Annotated in this window: 16 protein-coding genes and 2 pseudogenes; 6 read left to right on the plus strand and 12 right to left on the minus strand. The window is 65.2% G+C overall.

Features of this window, described 5'->3' with window-relative positions; all coding sequences use genetic code 11:
• Positions 1–23: 23 nt before the first annotated feature.
• The 5 genes from GGR61_RS03860 to GGR61_RS03880 all read right to left on the minus strand — a co-directional run bounded on the left by GGR61_RS03860 (position 24) and on the right by GGR61_RS03880 (position 8,194).
• Positions 24–782 (minus strand): M23 family metallopeptidase, encoded by a 759-nt coding sequence (locus tag GGR61_RS03860; RefSeq protein WP_184620484.1) that lies wholly within the window; start codon positions 780–782, stop codon positions 24–26.
• A gap of 2 nt (positions 783–784) precedes the next feature.
• Positions 785–1,765, minus strand: coding sequence for a L,D-transpeptidase (locus GGR61_RS03865; RefSeq protein WP_184407532.1), 981 nt, complete (start codon positions 1,763–1,765; stop codon positions 785–787).
• Between the two features lie 311 nt (positions 1,766–2,076).
• On the minus strand, positions 2,077–4,791 hold the full coding sequence (locus GGR61_RS03870; RefSeq protein WP_184620485.1) for a TonB-dependent receptor: 2,715 nt from the start codon (positions 4,789–4,791) through the stop codon (positions 2,077–2,079).
• A gap of 133 nt (positions 4,792–4,924) precedes the next feature.
• Positions 4,925–6,100, minus strand: coding sequence for a phosphatidylinositol-specific phospholipase C1-like protein (locus tag GGR61_RS03875; RefSeq protein WP_184620486.1), 1,176 nt, complete (start codon positions 6,098–6,100; stop codon positions 4,925–4,927).
• A gap of 135 nt (positions 6,101–6,235) precedes the next feature.
• The gene (locus GGR61_RS03880; protein WP_184620487.1) at positions 6,236–8,194 is read right to left on the minus strand and encodes an acetyl-CoA hydrolase/transferase C-terminal domain-containing protein; all 1,959 of its coding nucleotides are present in this window, start codon (positions 8,192–8,194) and stop codon (positions 6,236–6,238) included.
• A gap of 178 nt (positions 8,195–8,372) precedes the next feature.
• Here GGR61_RS03880 and GGR61_RS03885 point away from each other — a divergent pair, with 178 nt between their 5' ends.
• From GGR61_RS03885 to GGR61_RS03910, 6 genes and pseudogenes are all read left to right on the plus strand, one after another.
• Positions 8,373–9,020 (plus strand): thermostable hemolysin, encoded by a 648-nt coding sequence (locus tag GGR61_RS03885; protein ID WP_184620555.1) that lies wholly within the window; start codon positions 8,373–8,375, stop codon positions 9,018–9,020.
• A pseudogene (locus GGR61_RS03890) lies at positions 9,017–10,252 on the plus strand (AMP-binding protein); the annotation flags it as partial. The gene GGR61_RS03885 and the pseudogene GGR61_RS03890, both read left to right, overlap by 4 nt.
• Position 10,253: 1 nt before the next feature.
• A pseudogene (locus GGR61_RS03895) lies at positions 10,254–10,478 on the plus strand (ATP-binding protein); the annotation flags it as partial.
• Between the two features lie 269 nt (positions 10,479–10,747).
• Positions 10,748–11,116, plus strand: coding sequence for a BlaI/MecI/CopY family transcriptional regulator (locus tag GGR61_RS03900; RefSeq protein ID WP_184407524.1), 369 nt, complete (start codon positions 10,748–10,750; stop codon positions 11,114–11,116).
• Entirely contained in the window at positions 11,106–12,419 is a 1,314-nt protein-coding gene (locus tag GGR61_RS03905; protein WP_184620489.1) for a TonB family protein, read from the plus strand. Before GGR61_RS03900 ends, GGR61_RS03905 begins: the two co-directional genes overlap by 11 nt.
• On the plus strand, positions 12,419–13,003 hold the full coding sequence (locus GGR61_RS03910) for a hypothetical protein (protein ID WP_184620490.1): 585 nt from the start codon (positions 12,419–12,421) through the stop codon (positions 13,001–13,003). The genes GGR61_RS03905 and GGR61_RS03910 overlap by 1 nt, the downstream gene beginning before the upstream one ends.
• Before the next feature lie 327 nt (positions 13,004–13,330).
• Here GGR61_RS03910 and modC read toward each other — a convergent pair whose 3' ends face one another.
• The 7 genes from modC to GGR61_RS03945 form a co-directional block, all read right to left on the minus strand.
• Positions 13,331–13,945: a molybdenum ABC transporter ATP-binding protein gene (modC, locus tag GGR61_RS03915; RefSeq protein WP_184407521.1), complete on the minus strand. Its 615-nt coding sequence runs from the start codon at positions 13,943–13,945 to the stop codon at positions 13,331–13,333.
• A gap of 264 nt (positions 13,946–14,209) precedes the next feature.
• Entirely contained in the window at positions 14,210–14,896 is a 687-nt protein-coding gene (gene modB, locus GGR61_RS03920) for a molybdate ABC transporter permease subunit (protein ID WP_184620491.1), read from the minus strand.
• Positions 14,897–14,912: 16 nt separating this feature from the next.
• Positions 14,913–15,689, minus strand: a complete 777-nt coding sequence (gene modA / locus GGR61_RS03925) for a molybdate ABC transporter substrate-binding protein (protein WP_184407519.1) — start codon at positions 15,687–15,689, stop codon at positions 14,913–14,915.
• 74 nt (positions 15,690–15,763) lie between these two features.
• Positions 15,764–16,588: an MBL fold metallo-hydrolase gene (locus GGR61_RS03930; RefSeq protein WP_184620492.1), complete on the minus strand. Its 825-nt coding sequence runs from the start codon at positions 16,586–16,588 to the stop codon at positions 15,764–15,766.
• 13 nt (positions 16,589–16,601) lie between these two features.
• Entirely contained in the window at positions 16,602–17,417 is an 816-nt protein-coding gene (locus GGR61_RS03935) for a S1/P1 nuclease (protein WP_184620493.1), read from the minus strand.
• 87 nt (positions 17,418–17,504) lie between these two features.
• Positions 17,505–18,119 (minus strand): OmpW family outer membrane protein, encoded by a 615-nt coding sequence (locus tag GGR61_RS03940; protein ID WP_184407516.1) that lies wholly within the window; start codon positions 18,117–18,119, stop codon positions 17,505–17,507.
• Positions 18,120–18,238: 119 nt separating this feature from the next.
• Positions 18,239–18,862, minus strand: a complete 624-nt coding sequence (locus GGR61_RS03945) for an OmpW family outer membrane protein (RefSeq protein ID WP_184620494.1) — start codon at positions 18,860–18,862, stop codon at positions 18,239–18,241.
• Positions 18,863–19,188: the final 326 nt, after the last annotated feature.

Here is a 19,188-nt window from a genome sequence, read left to right on the forward strand (position 1 = left end):
GTGTGCATCAACCCGTCAGTGCATCACTGCAGCGTCTGATCGCCATGCAGGACGGGATAGGGATTCAACGCTTCGCCCTTCCACCATTGCTTCTCCGGGCCGAGACGATGGATCTCGAAATGCAGATGCGGTGCGCCAGGGTCGGCGTTGCCGGTACTGCCCACGTAGCCGATGACCTGGCCGCGCTTGATGGATTGCTTTTCCGTCAGGCCGTCTGCATAGCGCTGCAAGTGGGCGTAGTAGTAGCAATACGTGCCGCTTGGCTCGAACTGATACACGGTCAGGCCGCCGCGCTCGCTGTCGAACAGTTTTTCCACCGTGCCATCTGCAACCGCAAGCACCGGTGTGCCGGTGGGGGCGAGGATGTCGATGGCGTCGTGGACACGGCCTTCGCTGCGTGCGTCGGTAAAGGTGTCCTGCAGCTGGTCGGGACCGATGCCTTGCACCGGAATGAGCAATCCGCTGCCTGTGGGTTGCGGCGCAGTCGCAGTCGCAGTCGCAGTCGAGGTCGTGGGCGCAGGTGCTTGCTCTACCGGCGCTGTTGGCGCAGGCGATGCGGCAAGCGCTGGCGCGGACGTACCCAATGTTGGAGAGGCCGCTGGCAACGCCGCCGCCGCCGCAGCAGCAGCCGCACCGGCTGCTGCGCGTTCGGCTGTCGCCGTTGACGTGGGCGTGGGAGACGGCGATGGCGACACCGCCGCATCCGGCGCGCCACGTTCCAGCCACCAATAGCCAGCGGCACCGATCAATAGCCCCAGCATCAAGGTCAACAGCAGCTTCATGCTTACTCCTGCATCACCACCGGCACCGAGGGACCAACCACACTGGCCAGGTTGACCACATCCCAGTTGGTCAGGCGCACGCACCCATGCGATTCGGTCTTGCCGACATGGCCGGGTTCCGGCGTGCCGTGCAGGCCGTAGTGCGGCTTGGAAAGGTCGATCCACACGCGGCCGACCGGATTGTTCGGGCCGGAGGGCAAGGTGGCTTTCTGATCGCCTTTCTTCGCGTCCCAGAACAGTTTGGGGTTGTACTTGAACACCGGATCGCGCGAGATGCCCTGGATCTTCCAGTGGCCGATCGGCAGCGGATCGTGCTTGCTGCCGGACGATACCGGAAATTGCGCATACACCTTGCCGTCTGCATCGAACAGCCGCAGCGTCGAGTCGGATTTATCGATCACCAGCTTGGCCGGCTTGGCCAGCGCCGGCACGCCATCGATGTTGGGGACCTGGATGACGCTGCCGGCCTTGCTCAAATCCACACCGGGGTTGAGGTGGCGCAATAGTTCGGGGGCGGCATGGAAGCGCTCACCCAGGGCCTCGTCCACCGAGGTGTAGCCGAGCGAGGGTAGCTTGGCCTGTTCGGCCGGGCCCTTGGGAATTGGCAGGAACGGTCCGGCGACATCGGCAGCGGTGAGCGTGTATTGCACCAGCGCGGGCGTGGTATCGGCCTGCAAGGCCTGCCAGGTGGCGTCATCCAGCTCGCCGCTCACCTTGATCGCGTGTGCGGCCTGGAAGCCGGACACGGCGCGCTTCTGGTTGGAGCCACGTTCGCCATCGATCTGCCCCGGCGAAAAATGTGCACGGTCCAGCAGCACCTGTGCGTGCAGGTCCGAACGCGGGCCGGTTGCTACGGCACCCGCAGCGGGCGCAGCGGCAGGCGCAGCAGTGGCGGGCGGCTGTGGCGCCTGTGCCGACGCGCAGAGCGACGTGCCCAGGGCTAGGGCGAGCAGGCAGAGGCGAGCGTAAGGGCGTGGGGGCATGAGCAGATCCGATGGATGCATGGGCGCACCTTGCCCGAGCGGGCTGCGCTTGCTGCGTGAAATGGCTGCACCCTGACTGACTGAGGGTGGGATATCGATGCGGCCACTGGCCGACGAGGAGGGGATGTGGTCTTGCGCCGCTGCGGATGCAACCGTCACGTTGCACGTGGCGGGGCGCGCAGGCTGGCGTGTGCGATCCGGCAGCATCGACCGGAACCGGTCGCCTGCGTGATGCGCAGACGATCGGCCGATGGCATCGGCAGCGACGTGCGTGAGCACCCACGTCGCCGCGTATCGCGCAGGGTTTGTCGTCAGTAGGTGTAGCCCAACGTCAGCATGTACACCCGTCCGGTCTGCACATACGCGCCATCGGCGCCGTTGTCGTAGGCCATGTAGCGTTTGGACCTGCCCTGGGTTTCGTAGAACGTGGCGGCATTGAGCAGGTTCTTTGCCGACACGCCTACATCGATGTGGTGCGGCAGGTGATAGGTGGCGTTGAAATCCAGCGACTTGACCGGCTGCAGGTAGTAATTGAGCCGGTCGGTGGTCAGCCCCAGCAATTGCAGGCCGGTGTAGTTGTAGCTCAGGTCTGCGCGCAGGTGGCTGTCGTCGTAGAACAGGTCCAGGTTGTAGATGCGCTCCGGGGCGCGCGGCAACCAGGTCTTTTCCGGTTGATCGGCACGTTTGCTGTCCGCTTCGCTGTGCTGCAGCGTGAGGTTTGCAGTGACGCCGAAATTGCTCCAGATGCCCGGCAAATCCTGCAGACGTTTGCTCGCTGCCAGTTCCAGCCCGTAAAGCGTGGCGGTGCCGCCGTTCTGCGGCATGGTCACCGGCACGCCGTTTTCGAAGGTAGTGCCGGTCGGCACCAGTCCACCAAGCGTGTTGTCGTTGCTGGTTGCCGATTGCGAGGTGTAGATGAAACCGGTGATGCGCTTGTAGTAGGTCGAGGCGCTGAGCACGCCGCCGTTGTGATCGTAGAACTCGGCCGACAGATCGGCGTTGTCGGCCTTGCTCGGATGCAGGTCGGGGTTGGGTTTGGAAATGCCGACCACGCGTTGGGTGTCGTCGATGGAGTACACCGTCTCGCCGGAAATCAGTCCAAAGGCCGGACGGCTGAAACTGCGGCGCAGCGAGGCGCGGTAGACGGTGAGATCGTCGGGTCGATAGTTGATGCTGATGCCGGGCAGGACCTGCCCGTAGGTGCTGCCGGTGCCGACGAAACTGCCGCTGGCGCCGTCGCCGCTGGATTGCCAGGAATCGGCCGAATAGCGGGTCAATTCGTAACGCACGCCAGGTAGCACGCTCACCTGGCCGAAGTGCAGCGCGGCCATTGCGTAGCCCGAATAGATCGCCTCGGTGCTGGAGGTGGTGTTGGCGTTGTAGTCGTTGGCGGTATAGACGCCCGCGCCCTTGGGGTCGTCGATGTATTTATAGGGCAAGGCTTGCGCAAGCATCCAGTCGCGGTCCAGCAATTTGAACGGACCCGCGTAGTGACCATCGAACGCGTGATAGGTGAGGCGGCCCGGAATGGCGCTCAGCGGCGGTCCGCCAGCAGTGGGGAATGCGTAGTTGGGGCCGCCAAAGTAAGGCCCGTTGGTGACGAAGTTGCCGTCCTTGTGGAAGAACGGGTGATCGTAGGCGCCGCGGTCGGAGTGGTCGGCAGACAGGCCCAGCTTGACGCTGTCCAGTACATCGCCATCGACCTGGTAGGTGATATCGGTGTGCGCGTTGATGCGGTTGTCGTGACTGCCGGCATCATGGCCTTGCACCTTCCACAGCAGCGACGAATCCAGGTTGTAGAAGAAGTCCTTCAACGCCGCCGAGCTGGGGCCGATGCTGGGGTAGGTCGGGTCGCTGAGGTCGAAGGCGAAGCTGCCCGGGGTAAAGCCATACAGGCTCGCCGACACATAATCCGGCCGGCTGCGCGTGCCGCGACCCACCGAGGTGCCGTAGTCGAAGCGCAAGCGATCCAGCGTGGTCTGACCGCCCAGCTGCAAGGTCGCCAGCTTCTCGTCGATATCATGGGTGTTGAAGTAACCGCCACGCACGGCAGTGGGTTGGTTGAGATAGGTTTCCAGGCGCGCGCTGGACTGATCCTGTTGGCCTGTGACCCCGTAGCTGCCGTAGATGGCGCGGGCAAACAGCGCACTGTTGTCGCCTTGCCAGTCGAGCGAGAGATTGGCGCCATAGCGTTCGATCTGGCTGGTGTACAGGCTGTATTTGTAGCGGGTGTTGATCAACGGGCCGACATCACGCAGGTCGGTTGCGCTGGCCAATGCAGGGTCGGCCGGCAGGTACTTGCTGTTGGGTGCCGGCGCCTGTGCCATGTTGTTGTTCTTGCCGTAATAGGCCGATGCATAAAGCCCGAAGGAGTGGTTGTCGCCGAATTTCCAGGCGAGTTCCTGCTGGAAGGTGCCACCGGTGTCCTTGCCGCCCAGGTGCGAGGCCAGTGCATTGAACTGACCTTGCGCGGTGCTCTTGGCGTAGAAATCCTGGCCGAAATCGAACGCGTTGGGTGTGCGCATGTCGATCGCGCCGCCGATCGCGTCGCCGGGCATGTCGGGTGTGGGCGATTTGGACACCTGCACCGACTGGATGCCGAACGGCGCCAGCATGTTCAACGAGATCGCGCGCGTGGATGAATCGGTTTCCGGCATGCCGAAGCCGTTGAGCCTGTACGCGTTGTAGCTGGCGTCCATGCCACGGATGCTGACGTAGGCGTTCTCGCCGGTGGTGGCCTGGCCTAGATGCATGTCGCTGTACGACGACAGGCCTGGCATGTGCGCCACGACATCGGCGATGCCGCCGGAGGGGATGGCGTCGATCTGCTGCTTGCTCATCACGCTGTTGACGCTGCTGGACAGGCGCTGTTCGTTGAGCGAGCCGGGTGCGGCGGCGTGTTTGGCCTGCACGTTGACCGAATCCAACGTGGTGGTGCTCAGTTCCGGCGTCTCGGCGAACACCGGCGCGGACAGCGCCAGTGCGATGGCGCAGCTCAGACGATGGAGGGTGCGTGGAGTGTGCATGCTATGGACTCGCGTGAATGAAAGGGGGCGCCTGCCCCGTGACGCGGGCGCAGGCGTGCAGCGCCGACGCCTTCCATTGCGACAGGTCTGTGTGTGCGGGGATGCGGTATTGCGTCGACGCAAGCGGCGCCGATCAGTGACGCAGATCGATGCCCTTGCAATGCGCAGGCGGTAGCTGCGGAGCGCAGCGCGCCACCGCATCGCCGTCCATGCGCACCACGTAACCGTTGCTGGCCGGCTCATGTGCGGGGAAGTCGGTGCTGAGCAACTGCGCGCCACTGGCCAGCATGCTGTCGCGGCGGGTGGTGTCGTGCTGCAGCGCTTCCTTCAGGTCTGCGTCGGTCCGCGTGCGCACCAGATAGCCGGCTTTCACCAGCTGCGTGATCTTGTCGGCAGGACCATCGTTGAGTTCGGTAAATGCAGCATCGTCTTGCCCAGGCTCGGCATTGGTGAAACAGACACGGCCACGCAGCGATGGATGCCCCGGCAGGTAGCTCGCGCCGGCCGTACGTTGGTCGAGCAGAAACACCACCTTGCCGCGCGTGTCGGCCAACGACGGCCAGCCCTGCGCGCGCACTGCTGCATTGAGCGTGCGCGCGTTGCCACGGACTTGGTCGGGGCTGACGTATTCGCCAGCTTGGAACACCGAGCGGAGTTCGGCATCCAGCGCATCCATGGTCCTTGCGTCGAACGGCTCCGGCTGCACGGTGGGAAAGTCCAGCTGCACCGGCGCCTGCTTGGTTTCCAGCAGGATGAAGATCGGCACATGCCCGGGATGCTGCCTGGACCAGCTGCGCACTTGCTGCAGGCAGGCGATCAGTGGCTGGCAGTTGCTGCGCTGGTCCACGTCCTGCACGTGCATGACCTTGAAGCCAGGCTTGTCCATCACGCCGGCCGGTGCGCTGGGTGGTGCGGGCGGCAGCCCGGCCTTGGCAATCTGCGCAGCAAGCGCCGGGTTTGCGTAGCGGCCACCGTGCGCATCGGCGAATACATCCAGTTCCAGTTGCCTGACGCCATCGTCCAGTTGCTGCGTCAGCGACGGGTGGCGGTAATCCAGCGCCGCGAACAACGCAGGATTCAGCTGTTTCAGCAGCGTGGCTTCACTGGGCGCGAAGCCGGCGTGGTAGCTGTTGTGACTACCGATGTACTGCAGGTCGGTGAGTCGCGGCGCGGCAGACAGCGCGAGCGTGGTCGTGATCGAGACACCGAACAATGCAATTTGCGCCAACTTGCTTCGCTTCGCGCGTGATGGCTTCGCTTTGCGGTGAATGCCTGAATAAGACGTGGGAAAAACCGGGAAAAAACGCATGCGGTGACGCCAGGAAACAAGGTGGTCGTCATCATCCGGGCTCAGCTTGACGCAAATCTTTCCACAATGTTGCCGTCGTGCGTCAATTGCTCCAATGCGTACAACGGACTGTGTTCCATCAATACATGGATAGTTTCATTGCGGCGTTGTTTGGCGCAATGCATAGGCCAGCAAGCGTGCCTGGATGCGCTCGCCAACAGTCTGCGGTGTGTCCAATGCCATGCGTTGCAGACAGGCAGCGTCGTCGACGTGGCCGATGCCGCGCGATCCTATCGCGCGCACCAGCGTCGTCAATTTGGCGCCGTTGGTCGCGGTGGCGGTTTTGAGCCATGTCAGTGCGCGCAGCAGACGTTGCTCGACGTCGGTGAAGTCGCTGCCAAGCGGATAATCGGGCAGGCTGCCATCGCGGCGAAATGGCGCCAGTGCCTGCTCCAGTGCCTGAGGCGTGTTGCGCTGGGCACGCGCTGGCAGTGCCGGTGCCTCACGCAGTTTGCGCGACTGCCTGGCCTGCGTGAGCAGGGCCTGCTGGAAGCGCGCATCGCAGATGCCGGCCATCTCCAGCACGCAGTCCTGATCGGTCTTGTGGCGTAGATCGGCAATGCCGTACTCGGTGATGTACAGATCGCGCAGATGGCGGGGGATGGTGGTGTGCCCATAGTTCCAGCGCACATTGCTGGCTGCATCTGCGCCGGTATCGCGGGTGGCGCGCAGCATCAGCGTGCTACGCGCCTGCGGCAAGGCATGCGCCATCGCCACGAAGTTGTACTGGCCACCGACGCCGGAGACCACGCGGCCATCTTCCAGCCCATCGGACACCGCAGCGCCGAGTGCGGTCGCCATCATGCAGGAGTTGAAGAAGCGTGCGTCGCGGCGCTGCAAACGCTCCAATGCCTCATTGCCGCCATAGAGCTGATTGATCTCGCTGATGCGACGCATGCCGATGGCATCGCGTGTGTCCGCATCCAGGTCGCGGAGCCATTGGTAGAAGTCGGGTGAGCCGAGATAGAACGCGCCATGCAGAAACTCGCCTTCGCGTGCCAGCCGCGCATGATCGTGCGCGTCGGCGCTGCCATCGGCGATGCGTTGCATCAGCGCCGGATCGTCGTGCACCTTGCGGCGGATCACGCCACTGCTGACCAGTTGCTTGAAGCCTTCGTTGAGCATCTCGCTGCAGCCGTACAGGCCGATCGCGAACGGCTCCAGGCCACCGCTGGTACGCACTGCAGGATGTTGTTCCAGCGCCGGGTCCAGTGCGTGCAGCACGCGCCGATAGGTTGCGTTGTCGGTATGCCGCAGCACCAGTGCATGGCTCAACGCATCGGCCAAGGTCCCGATGCCGATCTGCAAGGTGCCGCCGTCGCGCACCAGCGTGCTGGCATACAAGCCGATCGCGTAATCGACGCTGTTCACCGCTTGCCGAGGCAAGCCGAACAGCCGCGGCGACGGGCCGGGCAGGTCGATGACCAGGTCGAAGAACGTGGCATCCACTGCAGCGGTTCCGCCGATCCACGGCAGTTGCGGGTCGACTTCGGCCACCAGCATGGGGCGCGGCAAGCCGAGTGCCTGCACCGCATCCAGGGTGTCCTGGGTGATGTCGTTGTTGCACGATAACGACAGCCGCGTACCACCGGGTTCGCGTGCCACTTTCTGCACGATCAGATTCGGTGCGCGTTGCGCCACGGCCGCAGCGGCATGGGTGTAGTTGAGACTGGTGTAGTCGGCCTGCGCTTGAGTGGAGCGCAGCAGGCCACCGGATTGCATGTAGAACTCTTCCACCTGCACATGTGCCGGCAGTGCGTCGCGCAGCATGGCATCGACATAGGCAAGACGTGGGAAGTCCTCCCCGAAATGGCGTGCGACAAATGGTGCAGCAAAGCGCGCTTCAAGACCGGCGCCCGGCTTGGGCGGATTGAGCGACAGCGCGGTGTAGATCGCCAATGGCCGCGATGGCGTGTCCTTGAGCTGCGCGTAGAGTGCGTTCAACAGCCGGTGCGGTTTGCCGATGCCCAGGGGCGCGCCCACCCGCAAGGGACCGTCGATATGATGCAGGATGTGCGCGAGCGCCGTGCTCAGATCGGTTGCATGTCGATTCATGCGTCAGAGCGTAGCCGAAACGGCTGTGGTGGAGGCGCCGACACCTGTCAGGCGGCGCCCGACAGCTGGCAACGCATTGCTTCGTTAGAAATTACAACTACATAACAGTCGGCTCATGGTGACTTAATCGAGCGCGCTCAGCATGCGCTGCATGATCAGCTCAACCACGCCCTCTCGTTTGTGGTCCCACCATGGATTTGCCAGTGCCAGCGTGGTCGAGGCTGGGCATGCACAACGCCAGGAGGTGGAATCGTTCATCGCTGCGGTCTACCTGCGCCGCTACGGCGCGCAGCTGCGCAGCTTCCTTCCGCAATTGCTTGCCTACCGCGATGCGGACGGTGCGCTGATGGCCGTGGTGGGAATGCGGCTCGGCAGCACTGGCGACCTATTCGTGGAGCAGTATCTGGACGTGCCCGCCGAGTCGGCGCTGGCGACCCGCATGGCGGCACCGGTGGCACGCTCGGGTCTGGCGGAGGTGGGCAATTTCGCCGCGATCAGCTCCGGCAGCGCACGCGCGCTGATTCCGCAGATGACCCATGCGCTGCATCACGCCGGCGTGCGCTGGGTGTTGTTCACCGCCACGCGCGGGTTGCGCAACACCTTCGATCGATTGCAACTGCAGCCGGTGGCGCTGGCGCCGGCACTGCAATCACGCGTGGGCGATGACGGAACCGACTGGGGCAGCTACTACGCGACCCAACCGGAGGTGCTGTGTGGTGACGTTGCCGCCGGCCATGCGTTTCTGCTGGAACGCCAGGCGCTGCATCCGCAGGTGGCACGCTATGGCTTCGAGGCGATGCCCTGCCGGATGGGAGTAGGCGCATGAGCGCCGGCTTTGCACAGCTGATCGGCAACCTGCATGGGCATGCGCCACGGGTGCTGACCTCGACAGGCAGCCTGGATGCGCAGACAGCGGCCGATGCGATCGCGCAATTGGCGATGCACCTGCAGGCGGCAGGGCTGACGCGGGTTGCCAGTCGCCTGGATAACGGTCCGGACTGGTTGATGCTGGATCTGGCGCTACGCCTGATCGATGCGGTGCAGGTGCCCTTGCCGACGTTCTTCTCCGATGCGCAGGTGCTGCACGCAGTGACCTCCAGCGGCGCGCAGTGCGTGGTGACCGAAGCTGCCGCCGCCGCGCCGGCCGGCACCAGCGGCACGCTGTCGACGCTTGGGCGCGAGACCTTACGCGCATGGCGGGTCGAAGCGATCGGTCCGCTGCCTCCATTGCCCGGCGGCACCGCCTGCATCACCTACACCTCCGGCACCACCGGGCGGCCCAAGGGCGTGTGCCTGTCGGCCGACAGCTTGCTCACGGTGGCCGGCTCGCTGGTGGAGGCATCGGCCGCGATCGCGCCGCGCCGGCATCTGTGCCTGATGCCCTTGTCCACCTTGCTGGAAAACGTCGCCGGGCTGTACGCCACCTTGTTGTCCGGTGCGCAGGTGGCGCTGCCGTCGCTGGCGCAGATCGGCTACACCGGCGCCAGTGGGCTGGATGTGCCCTCCCTGCTGCACTGCCTGCAGCGGTATCAACCGGAGAGCGTGATCCTGGTGCCGCAGTTGTTGCTCGCCCTGGTCAGCGCTGCCGAGCAAGGCGTGGCGTTGCCGGCATCGCTGCGCTACATCGCCGTGGGCGGCGGGCATATCGGTCCCAGTCTGCTGGCGCGGGCGGGTGCATTGGGTTTGCCGGTGTTCGAAGGGTACGGCCTGACCGAATGCGGCTCGGTGGTCTGTCTCAACCGGCCGGATGCAGTGCGCGCCGGCAGTGTCGGTCAGGCGCTGGCGCATGCGCGGGTGCAGATCGTCGATGGCGAAATTCAGGTCGATGGCGTGCGCGCACTCGGTTATCTGGGCGAAGAAACGCTGCCGCCGGGGCCGGTACGTACCGGCGATTTGGGGCATGTGGACCGCGACGGTTTCGTGCACATCACCGGGCGCCGCAAGCATGTGTTCATCACCGCCTTCGGCCGCAACGTGTCGCCCGAATGGGTGGAAAGCGAATTGCTGCAACATCCACTGCTTGCGCAGGTGGTGGTGTGGGGCGAGGCGCAGGCCGATGCTGGTGGTGGAAGATTCCGGCCCCGGCATTGCGGACGCGGCGCGCGAACGCGTTTTCCACCGCTTCCATCGAGAGCTGGGCACCGGGGTGGAAGGTAGCGGCCTGGGTCTTTCGATCGTGCACGACATTGCGGTGGCACATGCGGCGCACGTGCAGCTGGATGAAGCACCCACGTTGGGCGGTTTGCGCGTCAGTGTGCGATTCGCGGGGAGTCCGGTCAGCTGACCGAGACCGCGCATGCTGTGGCATTGCTTGGCTCGATGGCTAGGCAATGTGGTCTGCATATGCTGGCTAGGACATCGCCATGGCCCGGCATCTGCAGCTCGATCTCCAGCGATCCGTAACGATGCAGTGGGTGAGGTCGGCCCGCTATCGGTCGCACGATCTGCCGGCGTCTACCACCGCCGTCGGGAACAGCCGCCAGCAAGCCAAGCGGCTACTTGACAAGCAATAAAATTACGCGCGTAATCGATAAAAATTACGGGTGTAATCGTATGCCGATCAGCGATGCCGAAGCAGTGGTGATGCAGGTGCTCTGGGAGGCGGCGCCACGCAGCGCCGACGACGTGGTGGCCGCGTTGGCATCGCGCAGCGACTGGGCCGAGCCCACCGTCAAGACGCTGCTCAACCGCCTGCTGGCCAAGGGCGCCATTTGCGCGGTGAAAGAGGGGCGGCGCTACCTCTACTCGCCGCTGCTGGAGCGCGCGCAATGGGTGCAGCAACAGAGCGAAGGATTGCTGCAGCGCCTGTTCGGTGGGCGGGTGGCGCCGCTGGTGGCGCACTTCAGCGAGCGCGGACAACTCAGCGCGTCGGACATCGCGGAATTGAAGCGGCTTCTCAAGGAGTTGGACGATGAACCTTGATGCATCGGTGCTGTTGCTGCGCGCAACCTTGTACATCACGGCTGCGTTGCTGGCGTGCCTGCTGGTGCGCCGTCCACTGCGTGCCTGGCTGGGTGCCACCGCGGCCTATGCGATCTGGGTCTGCGTGCCGCTCGCGTGGGTGGCTGCCTTGCTGCCAGGTCCGCCCGCCAGCGCAACGGTGCTGACGTTGCCGACACTGGCTGCCATGCCGGCACTTTCCAGCGTGCGTGACGAAGGCGATGCGTGGCGTGTCTGGTTGGCAGCCGCGTGGCTTGTTGGCGCGGTCTTGATGGCCGTGGCGTTGTGGTGGCGGCAACAGCGCTTCCTGCGCAGTCTGGGGCCGCTACAGATGCTGGATGGCAGGTTGTGGGCGGCTGCGCACGATGTCGGTCTGCCTGCATCGCTGGGACTGTGGCGCCCGCGCATCGTGGTGCCGGCCGACTTCGAGGTGCGCTACAGCGCCGATGAGCGTGCCTTGATTCTGGCGCATGAACGGCTGCATCTGCGTCGCGGCGATCTGCATGCCAATCTGCTTTCGGCGGTGATGCTCTGCATCGGATGGTTCAACCCGCTGATGCATCTGGCCTGGCGCGCGTTCCGGCTGGATCAGGAACTGGCCTGCGATGCCGGCGTGCTGGCGCAGCACCCAGGCAAACGACGCAGCTATGCCACCGCAATGCTCAAGACCCAGCTTGGCCCCGGTTGCACGCCGCTGGGCTGTCATTGGGCTGCGTCGCATCCATTGACGCAACGGATCGCGGCATTGCGCGGCCCCGTGGCCGATGCCAGGCGCGCGCGCTGGCGCGTGGCGTCGGTGCTGCTGCTGGCTGCGACACTCAGTACGGCGACCTGGGCCACGCAGCCCGCGCGCGTGGCGACACCCGCGCACGCCGCGCCTGCAGCCGGCAACGCGCTGGATTTCGCCACGCTGCAGCCACCCACGTATCCGGCAACTGCGTTGGCTGCCGGCACCGAGGGCTTTGTCGAACTGCAGATCGATATCGACCCAAGCGGCGTACCGCAGCGCATCGCCGTTGTGCAGAGCACGCCGGCCGGCGTGTTCGATCAAGCGGTGCTGGACGCAGCGCGCCGATGGCGGTTGAAGCCCGCGATTGCACACGGCAAGCCGGTTGCATCCAGCGTTCTCGTGCCGGTCAGGTTTGCGATGGATGCGCCGGAGCCGGAGCGACCGGCTACCGCCGCCACTACCGCCACTGCCGCCACCGCGCGATCGGATGCGGCACAGTCCGGCCGACTCGCCGGTTGCACCGGATCAGGCTGTTTGAAGCAGGAGACGCTGTGATGCGAGTCGGTCGGATCTGCGGTGCACTTCTCGCGCTGTCGCTTGGCGCATGCGCAACACCACCCGTGCAGGAACAGCAGCGCAGCCAGCGCGAAGATTCGGTGGACCAGCGCATGTTGAGCGCGCAGTCGGGAGGTAATGGCGATGCCGCCATCCAGTCCTACACGCTGGCGCCGACCCAGCGCTTCCGGATGCCGCGCGCGCTGCACAGCGAGGCCCCGGAGCTGCCGGCCGACTCGCCACGGCAGACCTTGCCGCCAACCACCGTGTGCACGCATGTGATCCTGAGCGCCGAAGGCGCGGTACAGCGCGTGGATCCCATGTCCGACCGCGACGAATGCGCCGCCGGTCTGTTGCCGGACAATGCCGATCTGGTGCAGGCGGTGCGCACCACGGTGCAGCATTGGGAGTTCGTGCCGGCCGCGATGTGCACGTTCGCGCCCGGTGTGGCGCAACCGGCGGCCTCGGACGACTGCAGCGGCGCCAGCCGCGAAGAGCCGGTGCCGGTGACGCTCTCGTACGCGTTCACCTTCGAGGTGCGGCAAGGCAAGGTCAGCGTGCGCACCGGCAAGGTTGCGCGTTGAGATGCGCGGCCAACAACGCCGCTGCGTGCAGCGTCGGGCGGGCATCGCAAGCGCTCGGAAGTGCCATGCGCCACACGCGAGCGCGCTGTCCGCATCCGGTTGACCGCCACTGGCCAGGTCTTTTCAGCCGCGCCATGTGCCTTGTTTCAAGCAAGGCGCGCGTTGCCGGCTTGGTGCCTGCCGCCAGGCGGGTGCAGCAGCATGCACAGTTTGACGCGGCCGACCACCGGCCGAAGCGAGCGGTTCGTGCACGGATGCGCAGTGCGTGTTGAACGTCGATCCTCGATTATTCCTTCAGCCATCGCAAAACCATTCCGTCGGCCGCGCTCACTCCAGCACATGCACGCTATCGGCGATGCGCTGCACTTCGTCGGGATTGTGGCTGACGTACAACATCGGCAGACGGATCTCGTCGCGCACGCGCTGCAGGTAGGGGATCAATTCCTCACGGCGTGCCTGATCCAGCGCCGACAACGGCTCGTCGAACAGCAGGATTGCCGGCTGCGACAACAGGGCACGGCCGATCGCCACGCGTTGCGCTTCGCCGCCGGAAAGATTGCGCGGCCGGCGCTGCAGCAACGGCGCAATGCCCAGCAGTGCCACCACATCGTCGAAGCCGAAGGGCGAAGCGCCACGGGCATGCCGGCCGTAACGCAGGTTGCGTCGCACATCCAGATGCGGGAACAGCCGCGCATCCTGAAACACATAGCCGATCCTGCGCTTGTGCGTGGGCAGGTTCACGCCGTGCTGGCTGTCGAACAGACATCGCCCATCGATATGGATGTGCCCGGCCTGCGGGCGCACCAGCCCGGCAATCGCGTTGAGCACGGTGCTCTTGCCCGCGCCGGACGGGCCGACCAAGGCCACCACGCGTGCATCGTCCTCGATACGCAGATGCCGTGTGAAGTTGCCGCGTTGCAGCTGCAGGTCGAGATCGAGCATCAGAGCACGCGTTCGTTACGTGAGTGGCGTGCGCCGCGCCGGGATGCGGTAACGATAGGTCGGCGGGAAAAAATCCTCATGCATGACGCCTGGGCGATGGAATGGCAGCGGGCATGCATCCGCATGGCTGTTCGGGCTGGGGCTGCCAGAGCGCCCGCCAACGTTGCGCTGTTTGATGTATCCACGCATCAGGCAGTGCGCAAGGCATCGCGGACGGACTGTCACGTCTCTCCAACCCACGTTGTTCGAAAAGCGAATGCATCGCTATTGCTCCTCGCGTGGAAGTGGCCGGCGCACCAGCCACTCCGATAGCAGCAAGGCCGCCAGCGAGATCGCCAATGCAACCCCGGCCAGCCGCCAGACGCCCGATTCCATGCCCGGCACCTGCATCAGGCCGTAGATGGCCGACGACAAGGTCTGCGTTTCGCCGGGGATGTTGGATACGAAGGTGATGGTTGCGCCGAATTCGCCCAGGGCCTTGGCGAACGCCAGCACCATGCCGGCAACCAGGCCGGGCCAGGCCAGCGGCAAGGTGATGCTGAAAAACACCCGCCACGGGCCAGCGCCCAGCGTGGCGGCGGCCGCTTCCAGGCGGCGATCGGTCGCTTCGATGGACAGGCGGATCGCGCGCACCATCAACGGAAACCCCATCACCGCGCAGGCCAGCGCGGCACCGGTCCAGCGGAACGCGAACTGCACACCGACATGCTCCAGCAGCCAACCGCCGACCGGCCCCTGCGTGCCCAGCACCACCAGCAACGCATAACCGGTGACCACCGGCGGCATCACCAGCGGTAGATGCAGCAGTGCGTCCAGCAGCGCCTTGCCCGGAAAGCGTCGCCGCGCCAGCAGCCAGCCGCAGGCGATGCCCGGCGGCAGGCTGGCGATCGCCGCGACCAGGGCGACCTTGAGACTCAAGCCGATCGCGGTCAGCTCTTGCGGGGTGAACATCGACAAGCGCTGCGCCTCAATCCTTCAACGAAAAACCACGGCGCGCGAAGATCGCCCGCGCCGGCGCGCTGCGCAGCCACTGCACGAACGCGGCGGTGCCCGGGTTGCGGCTGTTCTTCAGCGCGGCCAGCGGGTACACGATTGCCTCGTGACTGTCATCGGGAAACGGGGCGACCACGCGCACCTTGGGCTCGGCGCGTGCGTCCGAGCCGTACACGATGCCCAGCGGCGCCTCGCCGCGCGATACCAGCATCAACGCGGCGCGCACGCTTTCGGACTCGGCGAGACGATCACGTAAGCCCTCCCATTGGCCCAGTGTGCGCAACGATGCAGCGGCATATTTGCCGGCCGGCACGCTGTTGGTCTGCCCAACCGCCAATCGGCCACGGTCGCCGAGCGCCTTGGCAATCGCGCCGGGCTGACGTGGATCCACGCGTGCCTTGCTGCTGGCCGGTGCGATCAAGACCAACGTATTGCCGAGCAGGTTGTAGCGCTGCGCGGGCACGACCAGGCCGCGCTGCTGCAGATAGTCCATCCATTCCAGGTCGGCCGAGAAGAACACGTCAGCCGGAGCGCCTTGCTCGATCTGGCGCGCCAGCGCAGAACTGGCGGCATACGACACGCGCACCGGTGTGCCGGTCGCTTTTTCGTACGCAGATGCCGCCTCGTCCATCGACTCCTTCAAACTTGCTGCTGCGAACACCGTCACCGGCGCGGTCTGCGCGGTGGCCAGAACAGGCAAGGCAAGCATCAGCACGCAGAGCGTGCGCTGCCAGAAGCCGATCGTACGCATGGTGAACTCCAACAGGATCAAAGGCCGATCATAGCGGCTGTGCGATCAGCCCCGCGTGGCGGGCACGGCGGACGCTATGAACTCACCCAGTCGCAGCGCCCCGCCTGAAGATTGGCCTGCAGCGCAGGCCGGATCAGCTTGGGCTCGGCCAACGTGGCATCGCGCGCCTGTCGCTGACTCACGAATGTCTCCACGTCCACGCCATCGTGCACGTGGATATTGCTGCGCCGCTGTTCGCCAATGCTGGTCTGGTGTGCCACCGCGCGCCCGCCCGGACCGTAGTCGTGACAGACGAACACACGCGTATCTTCCGGCAACGCATACAAGCGCTGGATCGATGCGTAGAGCTGCCGCGCATCGCCGCCGGGAAAATCGCAACGCGCCGTACCGGCGTCCGGCATGAACAACGAATCGCCGGGAAACAGCGCATCGCCGATCAGATACGCGATGCTGTCGCTGGTGTGCCCGGGGACGGCGATGACCCGCGCCTGGAGACGGCCGAGCAGGAAGCGCTCGTCATCGGCGAACAGGTGATCGAATTGCGAGCCATCGGCGCGAAAGTCGTCCGGCAACGCATAGCGTGGCGCGAGTGTCTGCTGCACATCCCGAATGCCTTCGCCGATGCCGATACGCGCCTGCGGCCACTGCTGTTTCAACCACTGCGCCGCCGACAGATGATCGGCATGTGCATGGGTTTCCAGCAGCCATTGCACCTGCCATCGGTGTCGGGCAACTGCATCGACGACGGGGTGTGCTGCGTGCGTGCCGGTGATGCCGGTGTCGGCTGCGTAGTCCAGCGCGGGATCGATCACCGCCGCTGCACCGGTCGCTGCATCGGCGACCACATAGGTGAAGGTGTTGCTGTCGGCGTGAAAGAACGCAAGCACCTGGGGCTGCATCGTCGTCCCCACGTCAGGGTGCGGCCAGCGCCGCATTGAGCACGGCAGCCAGACGATCGCCGGCGATGCGCAATTGCGTTTCGGCAATCGGGCGATAGGTGGCGATATAGGTGTCAGGCAACACGTGCGCGCTTGGATAGACGCCCGGCGTGATGGCGATCTTGCAGGACGCCTGCGCCCAGGCTGCAGCGGCCGGCGGCAGCGCTGGCGACACCGCAGTGGCGGCCGGCAAGGCCAGCAGACGCTGCAGGTACGCATCGTCGCTCAGGTGGCGATCGTTGAGCATGCCGCTGTCCCATAGCGCATGCAGGTTGCTGCCCTTGCCGTTGACCTGCAGCTGGAAATCGTTGCCGCCCTTGTCGTGCGCGTAGCCGGCATGCATCGGCTGATGGATGTCGCCGACAAAATGCACCACGAACTTCAAGGCCTGGCGGCGCACGTCCAGCGGCTGGCTACGGTCGGCAAGCAGGGCGGTTTGCTGATCCAGCGCGGCAATCACGCAATTGCCATCCGGGCAGTCGCGCGGCGGCTGGTATGTGCAGTCGTGTTCGCCAAGATTGACGTAATGCCAGGGCCCGGAGCGTTTGCCCAGATCCGGGTCGTGCTCGCGCAACTCATCGGCCCAGGTGGCCACGCCGTGCAAGCTAGGATCGGGCTCGCCGGCCAGCAGCTGCGCCACCTGCGCGCGTGCCTGCGGGCTCAGTTCGGTTTCGGCGATGCGGGCCACCAGGCGGTGTCCCTGGGGCCCCCAGGCGAATGCACTGGCGGGCTGGAGCGCCGCGACAACGGCGGCGGCAATGACGATGAGGCGAGCAGAGAGAGTCTTCATCCGCCGATTGTACGCATCGGTTCGGTACAGTTTGATGGCCGTCCGGTCCGGCGACAGCCACGCCTCAGCATGGCGTCGGCGCTGCGATCAGAAGTAGACCAGGTAGGACACGCCGTAGGTCAACGGATCGATCTGCGCCTTGCCCAGCCGTGTGCCATTGAAGTCGACGTTGCTGCGCGAATCGGTCCAGCGCGCATCCACGCGCAACCCGCTGCGCTCGTTGAAGATGAAGTCCACGCCGACATGCGCGGTGGCGCCCACCGAGTCGTCGAAGCGCAGATTGCCATTGCCGAAGGTGTCTTCGGTGTCCTCGCCGAGGAAGGTGGTGTAGTTGATGCCGACCCCCACGAACGGCGAGACCGTGCCATAGCCGTTGATGTGGTACTGCAGCAGCACGCTTGGCGGCACCGACCAATAACTGCCTACCTTGCCGATGCCTTCCAGTTCGAGGTCGTGCCTGCCCGCGACGGCGGCGTGCACCTCGATGCCGAGGTTGTTGCGCAGGAAGTATTCGTAGGTGAACGAGAGTGCCGGCGCGCCCTTGATCTCGGCACGCGTGCCACCGAAGGTGCCGCTATCGGATTTGGGTGAGACATAGCCGGCACCGTAGCCGGTCGTCCAGTGGCCGGCCGACTGGGCAAGGGCGGGTGCGGCCGAAGCGGTCAATGCGATGGCGAGGGCGGTGCGAATCAGCATGCTCATGGAATCCCCGGTAGGTCGGACAGGCGGTCGACGTGACCAACCTGTCCGCAACTCCGGCGGTGGATTCACGTCCCTGGAGGTCAAGTGTGCCAGAGATGCGCCGCGCCCGCCGCTGTGGGTCAGAATCGATGTACGTACGCCATGCCATAGGCCAACGGGTCGATGTGGACCTTGCCGATACGGGCGCCATCGAGGCGGGCGGTGGAATCGATGTCGATCCAGCGCAGGTCCACACGCAGGGCGCTGCGGTCGCTGAGCGTGAAGTCCAGTCCCGCATGCGCAGCCAAACCCCAGGAATCGCCCAGCTCCAGCCTGCTGCCGGCCAGCGCGCCACGGGTATCGGTGCTGAAGAAACGGGTGTAGTTGATGCCGGCGCCGAGGAACGGCGAGACCTTGCCCTGGCGGTTGAAGTGGTACTGCAGCGAGATCACCGGCGGCAGGTGTTTGGTGCTGCCGACCCGGCCCAGGCCACGGAGTGTGATCGCGTGCTCGAACGGTAGCGCAGCCAGTACTTCGATCCCGAGGGTGTCGGCGATGAAATATTCGGCAGTGAAGGTCGGCTTGATGTCGTTGCCGACGTCCACCTCGAGCGTGCCGCCGACCAGGCGGCCGTTGTCGGATGTGGGGGCGACCTGGTGCGCGCCGACGGCAACGGTCCAGTCGCCCTTGGATTGAGCCAGAGCGGAAGCGCTGACGAAGGCGGCGGCCAGGCCGGCGAACAACAGGGTCGAGCGCATGCGCATGAGACTCTCGTAATGGCAGTGGGGGGATTAAAGTCTTGCGGGTTTGTCCGTCGGCCGCCTTGATCCTGATCAAGGCAGGGGTATGTTGGTGCTGGTGGCCATGCCAGGCGTTCGCGCATCCACTCCGGGGCCGCTGCGCTGTGGTGCTTGAAGCAGCAACCCGGTGCTGGCGTATTTCATCGACGAACGTCTCTCCCGATCGGCGCTTGTCGGGGCGCGTTTTGCCAGATGGTCTGCAAGTGCAGTGTCGGGCATGGCGGGCCCATCGGTCGGCTTGCCGTGCTGGCCAACCTGTCCGGCAGTGCAATCGCCACCGGCTCCTAGCC

This window comes from Xanthomonas sp. 3058 (assembly GCF_014199765.1).
GTDB lineage: Bacteria > Pseudomonadota > Gammaproteobacteria > Xanthomonadales > Xanthomonadaceae > Xanthomonas > Xanthomonas campestris_B.

What these genes read in the sequence shown, in the direction of transcription:
- GGR61_RS03860 (WP_184620484.1), bottom strand. Translation starts at nt 782, where the DNA reads ATGAAGCTGCTGTTGACCTTGATGCTGGGGCTATTGATCGGTGCCGCT.
- GGR61_RS03865 (WP_184407532.1), bottom strand. Translation starts at nt 1,765, where the DNA reads ATGCCCCCACGCCCTTACGCTCGCCTCTGCCTGCTCGCCCTAGCCCTG.
- GGR61_RS03870 (WP_184620485.1), bottom strand. Translation starts at nt 4,791, where the DNA reads ATGCACACTCCACGCACCCTCCATCGTCTGAGCTGCGCCATCGCACTG.
- GGR61_RS03875 (WP_184620486.1), bottom strand. Translation starts at nt 6,100, where the DNA reads ATGCGTTTTTTCCCGGTTTTTCCCACGTCTTATTCAGGCATTCACCGC.
- GGR61_RS03880 (WP_184620487.1), bottom strand. Translation starts at nt 8,194, where the DNA reads ATGAATCGACATGCAACCGATCTGAGCACGGCGCTCGCGCACATCCTG.
- GGR61_RS03900 (WP_184407524.1), top strand. Translation starts at nt 10,748, where the DNA reads ATGCCGATCAGCGATGCCGAAGCAGTGGTGATGCAGGTGCTCTGGGAG.
- GGR61_RS03905 (WP_184620489.1), top strand. Translation starts at nt 11,106, where the DNA reads ATGAACCTTGATGCATCGGTGCTGTTGCTGCGCGCAACCTTGTACATC.
- GGR61_RS03910 (WP_184620490.1), top strand. Translation starts at nt 12,419, where the DNA reads ATGCGAGTCGGTCGGATCTGCGGTGCACTTCTCGCGCTGTCGCTTGGC.
- modC (WP_184407521.1), bottom strand. Translation starts at nt 13,945, where the DNA reads ATGCTCGATCTCGACCTGCAGCTGCAACGCGGCAACTTCACACGGCAT.
- modB (WP_184620491.1), bottom strand. Translation starts at nt 14,896, where the DNA reads ATGTTCACCCCGCAAGAGCTGACCGCGATCGGCTTGAGTCTCAAGGTC.
- modA (WP_184407519.1), bottom strand. Translation starts at nt 15,689, where the DNA reads ATGCGTACGATCGGCTTCTGGCAGCGCACGCTCTGCGTGCTGATGCTT.
- GGR61_RS03930 (WP_184620492.1), bottom strand. Translation starts at nt 16,588, where the DNA reads ATGCAGCCCCAGGTGCTTGCGTTCTTTCACGCCGACAGCAACACCTTC.
- GGR61_RS03935 (WP_184620493.1), bottom strand. Translation starts at nt 17,417, where the DNA reads ATGAAGACTCTCTCTGCTCGCCTCATCGTCATTGCCGCCGCCGTTGTC.
- GGR61_RS03940 (WP_184407516.1), bottom strand. Translation starts at nt 18,119, where the DNA reads ATGAGCATGCTGATTCGCACCGCCCTCGCCATCGCATTGACCGCTTCG.
- GGR61_RS03945 (WP_184620494.1), bottom strand. Translation starts at nt 18,862, where the DNA reads ATGCGCATGCGCTCGACCCTGTTGTTCGCCGGCCTGGCCGCCGCCTTC.